We start from the raw sequence: 19,343 nt of genomic DNA on the forward strand, positions 1-19,343 counted from the left end.
TCTTCAATATCTTCCCAATACTCAGCTCCAGATAGGCGAGCAAAGAAAATAAGAAGAACGATATCAACGAGAGTATGACGAATTTTCCAACTATCTCTCTTATCTTCAATAGACTTTAAATATGAAATCATAACATCCATAAAAACGCCCTCCTAAGCTAATTATAGGCTTAAGAGGTCGTTTTTACGAATATTTATCGGTTACTGAAAATTTTCAATAGGGAGTTTTCTTCGTGCGTTTGTCGTGGCTTTTCCTCTTTTTAGTCGCGGGAAGTTGGGAAACATGGTATAATGTAGCAATGTAAACTAGGGGAAGGAGTGTCTGTATGCAGGATGTCTATATTATTGGCAGTCGTGGATTGCCGGCCAAATATGGTGGATTTGAGACCTTTGTGCAAGAATTGGTTACACGCAAGCAAGATTCTCGTATGGCTTATCATGTTGCTTGTTTATCGGATGAAGAGTCTTACCAGCATTTTGATTTTCAAGGGACTGACTGTTTTACCATTTGTCCTCCTCAGTTAGGGCCTGCTCGGGTGATTGTTTATGATACCATGGCCTTGAACTATGCCCTGAAGTTGGCAGAAAAGAGTGGGAGTGAGAGGCCAGTCTTCTACATTTTAGGGAACACCATGGGGCCTTTGGTTCGGTTCTTTACAAACCGTATCCATCGTCTGGGTGGACGTTTGTTGATCAATCCTGATGGTTTGGAGTGGCGGCGCACTAAGTGGCCGAAGCCAGTTCGAGCTTACCTGAAGTTGGCAGAGCGGTCCATGATCAGAAATGCCGATTTGGTAGTGGCGGACAATCCCGGAATTGCTTCCTATTTGGAAGAAGCTTATGGTCAGCTTCCAGTAACCACCATTGCCTATGGTACGGATTTGGAACCCTCCCATTTAGCGACAGAGTCACCTGAGTTTCAGAGTTTTCTCCAAGACTGGAATCTTCTGGCGGGGGACTATTATTTGATTGTAGGTCGCTTCGTTGCGGAAAACAATTACGAGACCATGATTCGCGAATTTATGCAGAGCAAGACCCAGCGTCCGCTTGTTTTGGTCTGCAATTACCAAGGCTCCGCCTACTTTGAGACCTTGCGACAGAAGACAGGTTTTGACCAGGATTCCCGGATTCGGTTTGTGGGGACTGTCTATGACAGCGAACTCTTGAAAAAAATTCGCCAAGAAGCCTATGCCTATATCCATGGTCACGAAGTTGGTGGAACTAATCCGGGTCTCTTAGAAGCCCTGGCTCACAGTGATGTCAACCTTGTTTTGGGCGTTGATTTTAACCGAGTCGTGGCAGAGGAGACAGCTCTTTACTGGTCTAAGGAGTCGGGTGACTTATCTTCTCTTCTTGAAAAAATTGAAAAGAACCGTCCGAGTCAACTTGGTGAGGGTGCAAAAAAAAGAATGCGTGAGTTCTACTCATGGGAGAAGGTTGTGGGCGACTATGAGGAGGTGTTCCGCTCATGACAGTCGCAATCTTACTTTCTACCTACAATGGAGAGCGTTATCTTGCTGAAATGCTGGATTCGATTTTAGCGCAAACCGTGCAAGATTGGCAACTCTTGATTCGAGATGATGGGTCTAGTGATGGCACCCATGAGATTATCCGTCGCTATCAGGCGCGTGATGAACGGATTCGCTGGATTAACCCAGATGTGCAAGAAAATTTAGGTGTGATTAGGAGTTTTTGGACACTTTTACAGGCAGAAAAAGCAGAGTACTATGCCTTCTCTGACCAAGACGATGTCTGGCTTCCTCAGAAACTTCAAATTCAGCTGGACGCCATGGGAGCCTTGGATCCCAGTCGAGGAGCCCTGGTCTATACAGATTTAAGTGTGGTGGATCAGGAGCTCGAGGTGATTGCTCCTAGTATGATCAAATCCCAGTCTGATCACGCCAACACAACACTCTTAGCTGAATTGACGGAAAACACTGTTACAGGCGGAGTCACTTTGATCAATCAATCCCTTGCCCAAATGTGGACGGGCAAGGAAGAGCATGAACTGCTCATGCACGACTGGTATCTGGGACTCTTAGCTGCCAGCCAAGGCCAGTTGGCTTACGTGGACTTCGTCACCCAACTCTATCGCCAACATGACCAAAATGTTCTAGGCGCTCGAACCCTTCGAAAACGAATGGCCAACTGGATTCGACCACAACTCCTCTTCCAAAAGTACTGGAAGTTAATCCATGATAGTCAAGAACAGGCTCGCAACCTACTCGTATTGCCGCTCGAGCCTCAAGACAGAGAATTGGTCGAGGACTTTGTTACGATTCTAGATCAAGGAATGATCGAACGAATCCGAAGGATTTTTGGAAGAGGTCTCCGAAAAAACCGTTGGTTCCATACCCTCGTCTTTCGGACACTCATTATTACAAAATTATTTTACAAAAGGAGCAATCCATGAATCTGTTTCAGCAGAAAAACTGGATCTTGATGAAAGAACTCATCAAGACGGACTTTAAATTACGGTATCAGGGGTCTGCCATTGGTTACCTTTGGTCCATCTTAAAGCCCTTCATGATGTTTACCATTATGTATCTGGTATTTATCCGCTTTTTACGATTAGGAGGAGATGTCCCTCATTTTGCGGTCGCTCTCTTACTCGCAAATGTGATTTGGTCCTTCTTCTCAGAAGCAACCTCTATGGGAATGGTGTCCATTGTTTCCCGTGGAGATTTGATTCGTAAATTAAATTTCTCAAAAGAAATTATTGTTTTATCTGCAGTTGCAGGAGCAGGAATTAATTTCCTGATTAATTTGGCGGTTGTTTTTGTCTTTGCCTTGATTAACGGAGTTGGGATTTCTTGGAAAATTATCTTGGTTTTACCGATTTTTCTTGAATTGGGATTGTTCGCGTCTGGCTTGGCATTTCTTTTGTCAACAATCTTTGTACGTTTTCGGGACTCTCTTCAAATTTGGGAGGTTGTTCTACAAGCTGGACTCTATGCTACACCGATTATTTATCCGATTAGTTTTGTGGCCAACCAAAATGAATTAGCTGCTAAAATTATGATGATGAACCCTATGGCGCAGATGATTCAAGATGCACGCTATCTTTTGATTGATACGGCTAACACGACCGTGTGGCAACTGGTCACAAATCCATTTTTAATTCTTATTCCATATTGCTTACCTATTCTGATTTTTATTTTCGGCTATGGAATTTTTAAGAAAAATGCTAAGAAGTTTGCGGAGATTTTATAGTGAAAGAGAACAAAATTGCTGTTTCTGTTCAACATGTCAGTAAATATTTCCAACTACCAACAGAAGCAACCAACAGCTTAAGGATGAGTCTGATTAATCGCTTACGTGGCATTAAAGGCTACACAGAGCAACATGTCCTCAAAGATATCAATTTCGAAGTTGAGAAAGGCGATTTCTTTGGAATTCTAGGTCGAAATGGATCTGGTAAATCGACACTGTTAAAAATCATTTCTGAAATCTATCAGCCCGAGCAAGGTCAGGTTGTTATCGATGGAAAACTGGTTTCCTTCATTGAACTAGGGGTAGGTTTTAATCCTGAATTAACTGGACGTGAAAATGTCTACTTGAACGGTGCCCTTCTCGGTTTCACCCAAAATCAAATTGATGACATGTATGATGAGATTGTTGATTTTGCGGAACTCCGGGACTTCATGAATCAGAAACTAAAAAACTATTCGAGTGGAATGCAAGTACGTTTAGCCTTTTCGGTTGCCATAAAAGCGGATAGTGATATCCTCATTCTTGATGAGGTTTTGGCGGTTGGAGATGAGGCCTTTCAGCGTAAATGTAATGATTATTTCATGGAACGTAAGCAGTCTGGTAAAACAACCATCCTAGTTACCCACGATATGGGAGCAGTCAAGAAATTCTGTAACAAAGCCGTGCTCATCGAAGATGGTCATGTGAAAGCTTATGGGAATCCAGAGAATGTAGCAAATCAGTATAGTTATGATAATACTGCCCCCTTACATCAAGAGTATGTTGAAAAACAAGTTCATAAAGAGGAACTAGTAGTTGAAAATTTTCAGCTTGATTTGCTTAGTCCAACTCAGATAAGTCCATCGGATGAAATTCATTTCCGGATTCAATACGATATCAAGCAAGAAATGGAGACCTACTTGGCTCTTTCTTTGACAGATATAGACAGAAATATTTGGATTTATAATGATAATTCCATGGATCTAAAAAAAGTTTCATCAGGGCATCAAGAAATTCACTATCGCTGTTCGTTACCATCTGTTAATAATTTGAAGTTGAAGTTAGAAGTCACGGTTAGAGATGCAGATGGTAAAATGCTTGCGTTTTCTGATGCTACTCAGACGCCGATTATCATGGTCCAGCGTACAGATATTGCAGCGGATGATTTTTCTGCCCTAGATTCGACTAGTGGCTTAATTCAACGAAATGGTACCTGGACCTTCCATTAATGGAGTTAGCTATGACACAGCCAGTTGTTTCAATTATATGTACAGTTTATAACAAGGCCCCTTGGATTGAAAAAACATTAACAAGTTTTTTGGAGCAAAAAACAAGTTTTACTTTTGAAGTCTTAGTAATAGATGATGCTTCCACAGATTCTTCATGGGAATTGATTCAAAAATTTCAATTCCAGAATAAAAAAAATATTCGCATTTTTTCTAACTCCGTAAATCAAGGGATTGCCAGAACCTGGGTTGAAATTTGTTCTAAAGCAAATGGTAAATACATTGCACGGTGTGATGGTGATGATTTTTGGTTGGATCCCTATAAGTTACAGAAGCAAGTGGATTTATTAGAAAGTAATCCAGATTCGTCTTGGTCAAATTCTGATTTTGATATCTATGATGATAAAGGAGAATTTGTGAGTTCTGCAGGATTTGAATCGGGAGCTATTCCATTTGCGGATACTTATGAAAAAATGCTGGCTACGAAAGGTTTTACAATGGCTTCAACCTGGTTGGTGGAACGGGATTTACTATTGGAAATAAATGAAGGTTTAGATTTAGCCACTGCGGATGATACCTTTAATCTACAACTGGAATTATTCCAACGGACGAAACTTAGTTATTTGCCTGAAGCAACTGTAGCTTATGTTATCAATACTGGATCAGATTCCAGACCAATCTCGTTTGAACATCAAAGAGCAAGATTTGAGAAGTTACTTCAAACGCAAAAAGAGTTTGTGAGAAGATACCCTGAAAATATCACTGAAAATTTTGTGGATATTCTTTTGGAAAGAAATAATGAGTTTGAGTTGGCTTTAAGTTGTGCTTCCGCTGGACTTGAAGGAATTGGCTTTGAATCTGTAAAGGTATATTTTTCAGACGATATTTCTGGATTCTCGGAAGAGAATAGTAAATCTTTTGCGTTGAAAGAAGAGGCTGCTTTAGAAATTGATTTACCAGTAGGTTGTCGAAGGATACGGATTGATCTTTCAGAACGACCTAGTTTTTATGATAAGGTATCTGTAGAATTGTCTGATGGATTAGTAATAGAGCCAAGTTGGACTAATGGAATTTCCTATGAAGATGGCTTCTTTTTTATAAATTCAGATCCACAACTGATTTACGACCTTCCAAGTAAGGAAGACTCTCAAGTATTCAAGCTTTATTACAAAGGTAGTCAGATTAATAAAGTGAGTTCACCAGATTATTTAGTGAAAAGATTACTAGAAAATTTAATGGAAAGGCAGAGAGAGTTGAGGCTTGTAGAAGAGAATTTCAACAAACTTGAGACAGAGATTGCAATAATAAAAAATTCAAGGCGATGGAAAATTCCGACTGCCGTGATAAATTTTTTCAGGAGAAAGAAATGAATCGACTCTTACTTTATGTCCATTTTAATAAATTTGGATATATTAGTCCCCATGTCTTATTTCAATTAGACCAGATGCGTCCATTGTACTCTAAGGTTTTATTTATTTCTAATAGTGCTTTACCCGATAATTATCATGAGCAGTTAGAAGTGTCGGGACTAGTGGATGAGATTGTCAGTCGTGAGAATAGTGGCTTTGATTTTGCGGCTTGGCGAGATGGGATGCTAGAAATTGGTTGGTCCGAGGTGACAAAGTTTGATTCTGTCACTTTAATGAATGATACATGTTTTGGTCCAATTTGGGATTTTCAACAATCATTTTTGAAGATGGAGGCAGATAACCAAGTTGATTTTTGGGGTTTGACCAATTTTAGAGCAACTAAGGAATTTCCTGAACATCTACAAAGTTATTTTCTCACCTTTAAGAAGACAGTTTTATCTGATAATAGCTTTGTAGATTTTTGGAAAAATATTCAAGATTATCAAAACGTTCAAGATGTGATTGATAACTACGAATCACGTGTTACAACTTTTTTTCTTGAAAATGGGTTTCAATATACAGCCTTGTTTGATACAACCCTGGAATCAACTGAGGGAATGTTACACCCTGATTTTACCTATTATAACCCACGTCGTATCCTAGAGGTTAAGTTACCTTTTTTAAAGGTTAAAGCTTTGGATGCCAATCAGTCGATTGCACCATATCTTTTAGATACTATTAAGACCTACAGTAACTATCCGATAGAGCTGATGGTTTATCATATGTCTATGGTTAATCAGCCCGATAGTCCTTATCTACTTGGGCAAAAATATCTTTCAAATGAAAAGGCTGAATTTAAATCACTTCAAGGAAAAGTAGCAATCCATCTCCATGTATTTTATACAGATTTGTTACAAGAATTTCTAGATGTATTTGAAAACTTTACTTTTGACTTTGACCTTTATATAACAACGGATACCGTTGAGAAAAAAGAAGAGATTTTGACTATTTCTGGACATAGAAGTGACTTGGAAGTGTATATAACGGGCAATAGAGGACGCGATCTCCTACCAATGCTACTATTAAAAGACCAATTGGCTAAATACGATTATGTTGGTCACTTCCATACAAAAAAATCCAAAGAAGCGGATTTTTGGGCGGGTGAATCTTGGCGTCGTGAACTGATTCAAATGTTAGTAGAGCCATCGGCGTCCATTTTGACTCAGTTTGAAAATAATCCATTTTTAGGTTTAGTAATTGCGGATATTCCAAGTTTTTTCCGATATAACCGAATCGTAACAGCTTGGAATGAACACCAGATGGCTGATGCAATGAATACATTATGGATGGAAATGGGTTTGTCCAAGTCGATTGATTTTTCCAAAATGGACACCTTTGTTATGAGTTATGGAAGCTTTGTTTGGTTCCGCTATGATGCACTTAAACCTCTGTTTGATCTAGAACTCTCCTCCGAGGAAGTACCCGAAGAACCACTACCTCAAAACTCAATTCTGCATGCAATGGAACGTATATTAGTTTATGTTGCATGGAACCAGGGCTATGATTTCCGAATAGCACCTAGCCCTCGTTTGATAACGCCTTTTGTAGACAATAAACAATTAAATTTAAATGGTGACCTACATCCACCTACTTTTGTTGATTTTAACTATATAGGTGGCATTCGGGGAGCCTTGAAGTATATTGTGATTGGTCCTGGAAGGGCAATCAAATACATCTTTAAACGATTGGTGGCCAAACATTCATGAATGAAATCCTAGAATCTTTATCCCAACGCTTGTTTGAATATAAAAAGCTGTGCATTGCGAAATATAGAATATTAAAAGAAGATTTAGTAGAATTAACGACTGAAGCACCAGATAGGTTGTTGCACAAGACCAAGAATTCAATCACAGAAGAAGTGGAGAGAGTTAGTCTTCGTTTTCGAGAATTTGATTGGGCTCGATATAGTTTTGAAGCAATCTATGTTCTTTTGATGTTGGGACTGTCTATGGTTCTTCTTACGAACTATTTCCTTGGACAAATTCCTAACTTTCTAGGAATGACTACGGAATTGGTCATGTGGTTTTATCTCTTTATAGTTCTGTTTGCAGGACTTTTAACACTTCCTTTTGCGAGGATTAGAACATTTTTTCCGATTGCAATAGGTTATGTTATCTATTTCCCGCTATTATTTCTCTTAGAATGGTCACGACAATTGAATAATCCTGATTTTAAAGTAGATCAATTGTTTGAAATTCATCCCTTGATTCAAGTTCATTTCTACAGTTTGTTAATAATTTTGAGCATTTCATTTGCTTTACGCTTGGTTCAAAGCGAATTCTATGTTTTTAAGAGATTTGAAGACACTGGATTATACCGAGCAAGACGATCTATTTGGACTATGGCCTCAATGGCGCCATTGATGGTGACAAATCCCTTATTTATTGAGTTTGTGTCGGGAAGGGTAGCTGAATTTACGGATAAAAATCAATTTGATCTATATCTTGAATATATAACAGGTCAAAGTCTACTTTGGTTTTCAATAGGTTTTATTCTCTTTGCAAGTTTTTACAATAGTCTAAGGGAAATTGGTTTGCACCATTTTGGAAGAGCAAATGCAATTTTTTCTAGTTTTGTTTTTGCTGTCATTTTTAATTTGCTATTTCAGGCAGGTGTGATACAAGAAGGAGATGTCGTTGGGAAATTTATTTTACCAATGGCAACCCTCTTTCAAATTATTGCTATCTTTTCAGTTTGTTTATTGGTTTATGTGATCATAAATCGATATCTATATGCAAGTCTACTTATTTTTATTACAGGAATGGGGTTTGCAATTGTTAACAGTATTAAGAATCAATATAGACAAGAACCGTTGATTCCGACAGATTTTATTTGGATTAAGGAACCCCAGCTTTTTGTGTCATTTGTTGATCTTGCATTGTTTCTAACTATCTTAATCATCGTGACTGTCCTTTTTTATGTGGCTTGGAATATTCAGATTATCATGCCTAGTAAACGCATATTTGCTAAGTGGGATATTCGCCTCGTTCTTTTACTAGCATTTTTGGGATTAATACAGATCACGAGTCAAACTTTTCAAAATGAAGAAAAAGGGAAGGTACCAAATAATGTTCCAGTGCTAAGTGTACTTCATAACTGGGTCGATGTGACTTGGAAGGGACTTTCAATTAATGCAAGCTATAAATCTTTAGCTTATGTTTGGAGTCGACAATTAACTCAAGTAGTTATGGAAATGCCAGAAAATTATAGTCAGGAACAGATTGAAACTATACTATCTAAGTATCGTGCGAAAGCTGATGATATTAATAAAAATAGGGAAAACTCGATAAGGAATCAAACCGTAATCTATATTTTGAGTGAAAGTTTCTCTGATCCAAGAAGAATTTCAAGTAATCAGATTTCTCAGAACCCAATTCCAGAGATTGAAAGGATAAAAACTGAGACAACTAGTGGATTAATGCGAAGTGATGGTTATGGTGGTGGAACTGCGAATATGGAATTCCAAACACTAACAGGTTTACCTTTCTATAATTATTCTGGTTCAACATCGAATCTTTACGTAGAGGTTGTTCCAAATATGCAGTATTTGCCATCTATTTCACGATCGTTTGATGGTAAAGATAGTTATGTAATTCATCCCTCAGGTGCAAATAACTACAATCGTATCAATATATACAAAGATTTAGGATTTGAAAACCTTTATTTCTCTAGCGAGAGTCCACAGAAAATAACGGATAAGAGCTTAGAAGGTGTCAATATTAGTGATCGTTCAGTTTATAATGAAGTTCTTTCAAAAATTAAACCAGAGAGAAATCAATTTTTCTCAGTTATCACGATGCAAAACCATGTTCCATGGTCTTCAGGTCAACCGGTTGAATTAGTTGGAACTAATACTCTATTGAATGAACAACAAAACGCTGATTTAACAAGTTATTCACGACTTTTATATCACACTGATACTGCTACTAAAGAATTTTTGGAGAAGTTAAAGATGATTGATAAAGAAATTACGGTTGTTTTTTATGGTGATCATCTTCCAGGTTTTTATCCCTTATCTGTCTTTAAAGACCAACAAAATTTACAATTTGAAACGGATTATTTTATTTGGTCCAACAAAAATGAATCTAAAGCAGAGCATTCTTTGATTAATTCGAGTGATTTTGGAGCGGCTTTGTTGGAAAAAACTAACTCAAGAGTTTCACCATACTATGCCTTGTTAGATGAGGTTTTAAAGGGACGTCAATTATCTGCTGAGGGTCAATTTAATAGAGACAGTGAAGCAGAGAGAGATTTAGCAATGATACAGTATGATATTACTTCAGGAAAAGGTTTTAGCAAACAAACTCCGATTTTCTTTGAAGTTCCATAGATTTTACCACCATTTGTGAGTGATGAAGATAAGATAGGAGTGAAGAATGACAGAAAAAGTTGCAGTTTTATTGCCAGCCTATAATGAAGAGATGACTATTGTAAAGGTAATTGAAGATTTTAGAAAATCTTTACCTCATGCTGATATATACGTTTATGACAATAACTCTAGTGACCAAACCAACGAGTTGGCTAAAAATGCAGGAGCAATCGTGAGATTTGAACCAAGACAGGGAAAAGGAAATGTAGTTCGGTCTATGTTTAGAGAAATTGAGGCTGACTACTACATCATGGCAGATGCAGATGATACCTATCCAGCTGTCGAAGTAGAAAAATTGTTAGAACCTTTAAGAACTGGTATGGCTGATATGACAATTGGTGATCGGCTGTCTAATGGAACCTACGAGAAGGAAAATAAGCGTGGTTTTCATGGCTTTGGGAATAATCTTGTAAAATGGCTGATTAATCGATTGTATAAAGGAAGTTACAATGATATCATGACTGGATATAGGGGATTTAACAAATTATTTGTGAAAACTTTTCCAGTATTGTCACCAGGTTTTGAAATTGAAACGGAATTATCTATCCATTCTTTAGATAAGAGATTTAAACTCGTTGAAGTACCAATCACATATAAAGATAGGCCTGAAGGAAGTGAATCTAAATTGAGTACATTTTCTGACGGATTTAAGGTTTTAAAAATGATTTTTAATCTCTTTAAAGATTACAAGCCTTTGATATTCTTCAGTATTTTGACGGTACTATTCTTTGTGCTAGGTCTATTTGTCGGGTTGCCAGTCATTACTGAATTCGCAAATACAGGTTTTATTGATAAACTTCCTTCAGCTGTCTTAGCAACAGGCTTGATGATACTCGCTGCATTGTCATTTGTAGCCGGTTTCATTTTAGATACGGTTGTTAGACAAAATCGTATGCAATATGAATTGAAAGTTTATGAGTATTATGCAAGAAACAAAAAGTAATCGAAAATCTGGATGTTTAGACTATCTGGGACTGCTTGGAGATATGATCTTAAAATACCGTTATCTCATCGCGTCGTTATTGTTTGTATTAGGAGTTTCTTTGAATCTTCATGGTAGTTCTATAAGCAATTGGAATAATTATGGAATTAGTGAGACAAGAAATCATACTAAAGGTGAAACAGTAAATGATCTGGATGGAAATGCAGAAGAAATCGATGTTCAAAAAAATTTGACGGATTGGATTTCATTTCCTCCGCGTTCAGACGGAACCATAGCAGGTGTTCCGAGAATGATTCGTTCTGATGAATGGTTAGTTCAGACCCCGTTTTACTTAGCCCAAGCTAATAGTGGTAATAAATTAGTTAATCCAAATTATGCCATTTCTGGACAAAATATGATTGTTGCGTATAACTCACCAGTTTGGCATATCTCTGTTCTTGGTAAGCCTTTTAACTGGGGATTTCTGTTTTTTGGTGCGTCAACGGGTTTGTCATGGTATTGGTGCTTTAAAATACTTGCTATGTTACTGTTGGCGTATGAATTTTCCATGATTTTGACTCGAAAAAACAAGTTCCTTTCTAGTGTTGGTGCTTTTTGGATTACCTATACACCAGCCATTCAATGGTGGTTTATGCAGCATCTAGGAGATGTCGTCTTTTATTCACTCCTGATGATGGTAAGTATTTATCATTATTTTCATCAGGATAAAAAGTGGATGAAAATATTAATGGCTATTTTTTTAGCTAGCGCCATGATTGGATTTGTTTTAGTGATTTATCCCGCTTTTCAAATTCCATTTGCTTATTTGGTTGGTATTTTCTTTTTGATTGAATTCATAGGAGCGATTAAAGCAAAAAAAATACACATTTTTGATTCGGTCCTGATGAGTATCACTTTAATTGCGTCAGTTTCAGTAATTGGATACAGTCTATGGGTAAGTAGAGAGGCTTTGGCTCTGACATTAAATACTGTCTACCCTGGTAGTCGCATAAGTGTAGGAGGAGATGGAGTAGTAGCACAATTAATTGGATTTCTTCAAAATGTTCTCCTGCCTTTTAGAATTCCGAATTATGAGAATCAAGTTGAACTGTCTACTAGTTTTCAATTTGTACCATTTTTTATTTTGACGATGCCATTTGTGTTGAAAAAAGGTAAGTTACTTGAAAATAGTTTTGGTATTGGACTTGTTATTTTCGCTACACTATTAGCGATGTATTCTTTTGTAGAAATCCCTACAATTATTTCAAAGGTAACATTATTTAGTTTTGTCACCTCAAGCCGCGCATGGCAAGCTGCAGCCGTTATTGGAGTATTTGCAAGTCTTTGGTTTATTGGATTTTTATGGAGAGAAAAAAATAGTAAGGTTTCTTATTTGTTTTTTGGAATATTGCCAGCATTATCCCTATTCTCCTTTTTAATTATCAATAAATACTTAGATATTCATTACATTAACAGAACGACTCAATTTGGTATCCTAGCCGCGTTTAGCCTCACCTATATTTTGTTTATTTTTGGAAAAAAGATTTCAGTATTACCTTTGTTTGGACTTATTTTACTGTCGGGGATGACAGTAAATCCTGTGGTTAAAGGATTGGATGTCATTGAGAATAAAGCAATTTCATTGGAGATTAGTAAAATCAAAAGTGATGATAGTGATGCTACTTGGATGACCGAGAATGGTTATTATTATCAATTGCCTCAAATTTTTGGAGTAAAATCGATTGATGGAGTACGGTTTTATCCAGATATAAAATTGATGAAAATCCTTGATCCAGAGTCAAAAATGGAGAAACAGTGGAATAGATATTCACATATGCGTTATCTACTTACTGATAGTGAGACTACAATGGAGAACACTTCACCTGATGTTTTAAATATTAGTTTGTCAGTTAATGATTTAAAAAAATTAAAAGTCAGATACATCATAAGTAATCGAAATCTATCCGAATTGTTTGGAGATAACAGATTTAAACAATTATATGGCCCAGATTTAGATGGTAATAGGATTTATGAAGTTTTAAATTCACAAACAGAATAGTAGAATTGAAAAAACTCTAACTCTTTGTGTGTTTTAATAGCACCTTCAAAGTTGGAGTTTTTATCGTCTTGTATGATATAGAGAATAAATATTTTTAAGGACAAAATCTATGCATCCATCTCCCTCTTTAACAATCGGCAGTCCTCATTTCCGTGCTGAATGGACTCAAAAACGACAACTCCTGACTCCTCAGGAGCTGCTAACTTGGATTATGTCTCTCCTCCAAATGCCTGAGGACCTTACGGAGGATCCGTTAGAATTGCAGCGCTTACTGGCTTGTTTTGATCTAGATCTAGCACCTCATGATCGATTTTGGAAGGACCTAGTCAAGCTTGTGCAGCAAGCATTTCCTAAAAATACTTTGGATCAACCGGGGCTTCTCAATCGGCAGGTTCACCAGCTCCGCTATTTGATTTCGATACAGCAAGCGCAGTATATTCGGAATCATTTTCGTGAGTCGGGGATGACGGACCGGGAGGCTTTGGCGCGTTATCTAAAGGGACGGTGCTACACTTTGTGGGACCGTGGTCGTTTGCATCAGAAGCTTTCCTTGGTTGAAGGGAGAAGGGTTTATCCTGACAATCAGGCTAGTGTGAACTTAAAGGTTCTCTACCGTCAACGGGTTGAGTTTATATTAGACAGCCAAGGACGGTTCCTGAATATCCTGGATCCGGAAGGAGTGTCAGAGGCTGGTATTATCAATGGAGCTAGTTTTAATTACGGTGGTTTCTGTCGTCATAGGGATTTGGATATTGCCCCTATAGGTCGGCATGATCCTCGCTTTCGACGAAAAAAACTAAGAGGCTTCCGCTCGCCTACGAAGGAGAGATGGGGTACGGATAGCAAGTCATTTTGGTCCTCCCATGGCCCTTATTCCCAATCCGGTCACTCTTTGGCAAGTTTGGTTAAGAGAAGTGCCCGTGATTTTCGCCGTTTGGTGCGGAAGAGTTAGGTAAGAATAGATCATTAGACTGGTTGTGTACTGTGATTAACTGTTGACAAATAGAGAGTTAAAAAGTACAGTAATTTTAAAGAATAAATAAAAAATTATTTGTGGACTAGTGGATATGGTCTGCACCCGCCTGTGGGCTCTGTACACAGTACGAACTGTTTGTTGAGAAAAAGAATAGCAGGACTGCCGACCCTTGAGGAATAGATAGGGCATATCTAGCGAGAGGTGAAACTCAATACGTGGAAGAGAAGTAAGCTCCTGCTTCCTTTTCTTTTTTAGGAGAGGAATTGCATGACATATCCACAAGAGAAAGCAGTTTCTCAACGAAATTGCTTTAGATATCTGTAGTCGAAATTTGAAATTTCAAGTTGTACACTGTTTTAGATACATACACCCTTTTTAATGTTTTTATGGTATATTAGAGTAGTAGGGGGTGGAGCATATGACTTTAGATGTTAACCAAGAAAATATGACGATTATGGGAGTAGTTTTTGAAAATCGATTGATTTTCAAGAGTGTTTGGTACGCTCTAAGTACAAATATGATTGAAGGCTGGCAGCCAACTGTTGAGGATGTTGAACTTTTAAGAGATGAAGCGATAGCATTGGGAGTGGCTTGATGGCTCGGAAAATTTATGAAGAGTATAGCTATATTGATTTGGATAACTACTATGTTTATCCAAACTTATCGGTTCTTCGTAATAAGTTTCATGAACAAGATAAAGCAAAAGCCCAGGAACTTGAATTTCGTTTGGTCGCAAGTAAAACTATAAAATTATTTGGAAACCCTATAGAAGTGCATAGTGTATCAGATATTTTGGCGATTCATCAATTTCTTTTCGGTGAAATGTATGAGTGGGCTGGTCAATACCGTTGCGTTAATATTTCAAAGAGTGGTAAAGCTTTTCTACCTATTCAATCGTTCGATATGGCAGAAAAGTTTTTAAATCGTCTAATTACGAATTATTTGAATAATTCAGGTAGCAGAGAAGTTATTTGTAGAGATCTTGTGGAAATATTAGATAATCTTAATTATTTCCACCCTTTTCGTGAAGGAAATGGTCGAACGCAACGTGAAGTGATTCGTTCATTGGCTTTAATGAAGGGATACGAATGCGAAATTTCAATTGGTGTGGATGATGACGTTTATAACTTGTACATGGATGGTACAGTATACAGTGATAAGAAAAAACTAGAGAAATTATTTGATAAATTATTACTCAAGTTATGAGAGCAAGTTTTCTAATTCTTTCCTAAGAAAAGAAAGGCCAGGTAGGGAAGAAAAATGAAATTTTTCTTAACATGAGAGTAATTAGGTCTCAATTTCTTTTTCTTAGGTGATATCTTAGTGGCTTGTCAACGTTTGGTAGTTTTAAACAATGCCTTTTCAACTAGATTTTGTTTTTTTCAAATCTCTAATACAATAATAGTTATAGAACCGCCCACAACTCTTTGAAGTACAGGGCGGATATTTTTTACCGAAGTAACAATAACATTCGAAAGGTGCTCGTATGCTCACGTATCCCCATAACCGCATTGTCAAGGCAGGGCGGTATTTGAATTTTCTTAAGAATGATCCTCTGAATCAGGTGCCGATTTTGCGCTATGACAAGAAGCGCAAGGGGCTGACGTTTGTAATTGTGTTTCAACTGGCAGACTCAGTTCAGATTCTGAATCGATCCGAGAATGGCTATTCCTCTCGTTTGGAGAGGATTCGTTTTTTTGATGAAAAATCCATACAGGCAGGGCTGAATTTAGTACCAACGGTGGCGCGTGAATCTGCTCAAGTTTTACAGGTTCCTGGGAAGGAAAAAGGCTATCGTGATTGGATTCGCTACTACCAGCCTCAAGAGCTAGTAGTTTTAGTAGGGGGCCAGGAAATTCCTGTAAATAGTTACAATCCCTTCCGTGATGCCCGAACTTGGGATGGAGGAGATGTTAGCCAAGCTGATTTTGAATACAAAGATTATGAAGGAATTCAAGATTTTCGCCCTTTTTGGCCTCAAAGGGAGTCTGAGCCCTTGGTTTGTCATTTGACAGGTGTCGGTGCAGACTTGTTGCTAATGGGGTGGTATTATCATGGACCTCAGCTAAAGATCTCTTGGCGACCAGACAGGACTGGTGCTCGTTGGCGGTCATCATTGGTTGCCGTGGATCGGAAAACAGGACGAACCTTTTTTCAAGGCAATCTGCTCCAGGTTGAAAGGGCATCAGTTCCTATCTTTTTCGACAAATTGGAAATAAAGAACCATAGAGGATCGGAACTGTCTGCCTTGTATCAGGAAATTGAGCAGCAAGTACGCGCAGCAACTTTAAAGGAGAGGGGATGAAGATCTGGTGAGAGTAATGGGCTGTTAAAGAAACCTTTGGTATGCTGTGTACAAACATAGAACTTCTTGATACAATCTTGGCAAGAAGTGATGAGGTGGCGTTATGCGATGGTTTGTCGATGAGTCGGGTGTATTTGTTGAGTTGTTGGCTTCTTATCCCTCATATCAAGGAAAGAATGAGTATTACATCTGTAAAAAAAGTAACCAAGAGATTTTTGTGATTCAGAAAGAGGATTTCGAAAAGAGTTTTGTGATTTACGAATCACGTCTAACTACACAGGAAAAGTTGGAATTATTTTTTTCGGTCTTTAAGGGGAGATTCGATGTTTATGCTAGAAGTTATTTAAACGGGGAGGGCAAACTTCAATATTCACCGTCCTATAAATATGGGTGGAAGGCTTTGGCGCCAGAGAAGAGAGAATTTCATCCGCTAACAGTTGATGTTTTGAAGTCACATTTGAAGGGGGAAACTGCAATTGGGATATTTCCAATGTTGAAGGATGAAACTTGTTGGTTTTTGGTGTTGGATTTCGATAAAAAAGATTGGAAGTTATCCGTTGAAGTATTGAGGAACGTAAGCTGTGAAAGAGGGGTAATACCTGCTGTCGAGATTTCAAGGTCGGGTAATGGCGCACACGTTTGGTATTTTTTTGAAAATGCTATTCCAGCGCGTGATGCTAGAAATTTTGGTAGAAAACTTCTTGAACTTTCGATGTTAGAATCAGAATCAATTTCGTTTGAAGCTTACGACAGGATGTTTCCGAATCAGGATATCCTTCCAAAAGGAGGACTTGGAAACTTAATAGCTTTACCATTGCAAGGAAAGGCCTATGAAAATGGGAATACCTTGTTTGTAGATAATGAATTCAACCCCTATCCTAATCAATGGGAATTCCTTCAAAGTATTGAAAGGATAAAAACTAAGACGTTACATTCAATAGTGCGTATAGATTCGGAAAGTCCAAATCTTGATCGATCTATTTCTCTTCAATATAGTAATGAGCTGATGATTGAAAAGAAATTGCTTTCAGGTCAGACGATGTTTCATTTGAAAAAAATGGCTTCTTTTTCAAACCCAGAATTTTATCTTAGACAAATCATGCGTCAACCAACCTATCAAATACAAGAGCGTCTATGTTTATTTGAAGAAACGGATAGATATCTTATGCTACCGAGGGGACTGTTGCAAAAATTAACAAATCTTTTCAATCACATTTCCATTGAAGATAATCGAATTGTACATTCACCTATTTCGGTAGAATTTGTAGGAGAACTTAGGTTTGAACAGGAAGTTGCCTTGGCGGATGTTACATCTAGAGACAATGGTATATTACAAGCTGAGACAGGATTTGGAAAGACTGTTTTAGGAGCGGCATTAATTGCTAAACATCAAGCTCGGACGATTATTCTTGTTCACAACAGACAATTGTTAGAGCAATGGATTCAAAAACTTAGTCATTTTCTTGAATTTGAGGAAGAAATGCCCGTAAGATACACTCCAAAGGGTAGAGAAAAAGAAATAGGGTACATTGGTCAGTATACTGGATCAAAAAAGTGGAGGAGTAAGTTAGTTGATGTTGTGATGATTCAATCTATGTTTAACTTAGATTCCCTTTCCAATTTATTGAATGAATACACAATGATGATAATTGATGAATGTCATCATGTGACAGCTTTGATGTTCGAAAAAGTTGTTAAAGAATTTAAAGGTAAGTATATGTATGGTCTGACTGCTACACCTGAGAGAAAAAATGGTCATCATCCTATTATCTTTCAACGAATTGGAGATATATTACATAAAACTGATGCTCCAAAACATCATTTTCATAAGAAGTTTTTCATATGTTTAACTTCTTTTGGAAGATTTGATTCCGAGAAGGCTTCGAGCAGGAGATTTGATTTGTTAAATGATTGGCTTTCAAGAGATGAATCCAGAAATCAACTTATTGTGGGAGATGTGCTAGACCAAATTAGGCAACAACGTAATTGTCTTGTTATCGTGAATAGAATAGAGCACATCGAAATTTTGAGTGAACTATTGTTATCAAAAGGATGTGATTGTATTTTTACCTTAAGTGGTAATACGAAAAGTTCAATTAGAAAACGAGTACTAGAGGAGATTGATAAAGAGAAGCACGGCTTTATTCTTATTTCTACAGGAAAATTCATTGGTGAAGGATTTGACTTACCGCAGTTGGATACATTGTTTTTAGTCGGTCCCCTGTCGTGGAAAAATAATTTGATTCAATATGCTGGTCGCTTGCATCGTTCTCACGAAGAAAAACGAGAAGTTCGTATTTTTGACTATTTGGATATTCATGTTCCGTATCTAGAACGAATGTTTCAGAGAAGACAAGTGGCATATAAACAAATGGGGTATGAAATAATCGAGAAGGATAAAAATCAAAAGAGCTATTACAGTACAGCTGACTATGAAGTAGACTTAGATAAAGATCTATTGAATGCTAAGAAAATACACCTAATTTTGCCTTTTATCCAGAAAAGAAAACTAACCCAGTTTGTCGAGAGATATAATAGTCTTCAAAAGATTCTATTGTTACCAGAAAAATTTAAAAATATATTTGGGTTTGAAAAGACTACTGAAAATCTTACTGTGGTGTATGATTCATCAAAGTCTTTAACACCGATGCTCATTATTGATGATTATTTGATTTGGTATGGAGAATTACCATTATTTACGAAGGTAGAAGATTTTTCTGTTCTAAGGCTAGATTCACCAGATTTAGTGAAGGAAATATTGGAAATGGATTACTAATTAAAGTCTAATACTTTAAAAACAGTTGAATGTGTATGGTTTCTTGAAAATTTGAGTATAGGACTGTACTTTAAATGAGGACTGAGTTATTTTTAAAGTTTTTCACATAT

The 19,343-nt window shown here is 37.4% G+C and carries 15 protein-coding genes; 14 read left to right on the forward strand and 1 reads right to left on the reverse strand.

The genetic code is table 11. From position 1 onward, the window contains the following. Nucleotides 1-140: transposase family protein (locus JEQ21_RS06615; protein ID WP_199364623.1), on the reverse strand; the 140-nt coding region annotated here is incomplete at its 3' end. A gap of 185 nt (nucleotides 141-325) precedes the next feature. Here JEQ21_RS06615 and cps2T point away from each other — a divergent pair. The 14 genes from cps2T (at nucleotide 326) to JEQ21_RS06685 (ending at nucleotide 19,233) form a co-directional block, all read left to right on the forward strand. Then, nucleotides 326-1,471 carry a beta 1-4 rhamnosyltransferase Cps2T gene (gene cps2T, locus JEQ21_RS06620; RefSeq protein ID WP_199364624.1) on the forward strand — a complete coding sequence of 382 codons (1,146 nt, stop codon included), beginning with the start codon at nucleotides 326-328 and terminating at the stop codon, nucleotides 1,469-1,471. Then, a complete protein-coding gene (locus JEQ21_RS06625) occupies nucleotides 1,468-2,412 on the forward strand; it encodes a glycosyltransferase family 2 protein (RefSeq protein ID WP_199364625.1) in 945 nt (314 codons plus the stop codon). Before cps2T ends, JEQ21_RS06625 begins: the two co-directional genes overlap by 4 nt. After that, a complete protein-coding gene (locus JEQ21_RS06630; protein WP_199364626.1) occupies nucleotides 2,409-3,212 on the forward strand; it encodes an ABC transporter permease in 804 nt (267 codons plus the stop codon). Before JEQ21_RS06625 ends, JEQ21_RS06630 begins: the two co-directional genes overlap by 4 nt. Next, nucleotides 3,212-4,420: an ABC transporter ATP-binding protein gene (locus tag JEQ21_RS06635; protein ID WP_199364627.1), complete on the forward strand. Its 1,209-nt coding sequence runs from the start codon at nucleotides 3,212-3,214 to the stop codon at nucleotides 4,418-4,420. Before JEQ21_RS06630 ends, JEQ21_RS06635 begins: the two co-directional genes overlap by 1 nt. A gap of 11 nt (nucleotides 4,421-4,431) precedes the next feature. Beyond that, complete coding sequence (locus JEQ21_RS06640; protein ID WP_199364628.1) at nucleotides 4,432-5,787, forward strand: glycosyltransferase; 1,356 nt, start codon at nucleotides 4,432-4,434, stop codon at nucleotides 5,785-5,787. After that, nucleotides 5,784-7,532 carry a rhamnan synthesis F family protein gene (locus JEQ21_RS06645; protein ID WP_199364629.1) on the forward strand — a complete coding sequence of 583 codons (1,749 nt, stop codon included), beginning with the start codon at nucleotides 5,784-5,786 and terminating at the stop codon, nucleotides 7,530-7,532. The genes JEQ21_RS06640 and JEQ21_RS06645 overlap by 4 nt, the downstream gene beginning before the upstream one ends. Beyond that, a complete protein-coding gene (locus JEQ21_RS06650; RefSeq protein ID WP_199364630.1) occupies nucleotides 7,529-10,156 on the forward strand; it encodes an LTA synthase family protein in 2,628 nt (875 codons plus the stop codon). The genes JEQ21_RS06645 and JEQ21_RS06650 overlap by 4 nt, the downstream gene beginning before the upstream one ends. A 46-nt stretch (nucleotides 10,157-10,202) precedes the next feature. Next, nucleotides 10,203-11,138 (forward strand): glycosyltransferase, encoded by a 936-nt coding sequence (locus JEQ21_RS06655; RefSeq protein WP_196090881.1) that lies wholly within the window; start codon nucleotides 10,203-10,205, stop codon nucleotides 11,136-11,138. Beyond that, entirely contained in the window at nucleotides 11,119-13,176 is a 2,058-nt protein-coding gene (locus JEQ21_RS06660; protein ID WP_233340792.1) for a DUF7657 domain-containing protein, read from the forward strand. Before JEQ21_RS06655 ends, JEQ21_RS06660 begins: the two co-directional genes overlap by 20 nt. Nucleotides 13,177-13,285: 109 nt before the next feature. After that, nucleotides 13,286-14,128: a DUF3114 domain-containing protein gene (locus JEQ21_RS06665; RefSeq protein WP_199364631.1), complete on the forward strand. Its 843-nt coding sequence runs from the start codon at nucleotides 13,286-13,288 to the stop codon at nucleotides 14,126-14,128. Between the two features lie 442 nt (nucleotides 14,129-14,570). Further along, on the forward strand, nucleotides 14,571-14,747 hold the full coding sequence (locus JEQ21_RS06670) for a hypothetical protein (protein ID WP_196090883.1): 177 nt from the start codon (nucleotides 14,571-14,573) through the stop codon (nucleotides 14,745-14,747). Beyond that, entirely contained in the window at nucleotides 14,747-15,358 is a 612-nt protein-coding gene (locus JEQ21_RS06675) for a Fic/DOC family protein (protein ID WP_199364632.1), read from the forward strand. The genes JEQ21_RS06670 and JEQ21_RS06675 overlap by 1 nt, the downstream gene beginning before the upstream one ends. A 280-nt stretch (nucleotides 15,359-15,638) precedes the next feature. After that, nucleotides 15,639-16,457: a hypothetical protein gene (locus JEQ21_RS06680; RefSeq protein WP_196966749.1), complete on the forward strand. Its 819-nt coding sequence runs from the start codon at nucleotides 15,639-15,641 to the stop codon at nucleotides 16,455-16,457. A gap of 103 nt (nucleotides 16,458-16,560) precedes the next feature. Further along, entirely contained in the window at nucleotides 16,561-19,233 is a 2,673-nt protein-coding gene (locus tag JEQ21_RS06685; protein ID WP_199364633.1) for a TOTE conflict system archaeo-eukaryotic primase domain-containing protein, read from the forward strand. The last annotated feature ends 110 nt before the right edge of the window (nucleotides 19,234-19,343 follow it).

Origin of the sequence: Streptococcus sp. 121 (genome assembly GCF_016458205.1) — a bacterium.
Classification (GTDB): domain Bacteria; phylum Bacillota; class Bacilli; order Lactobacillales; family Streptococcaceae; genus Streptococcus.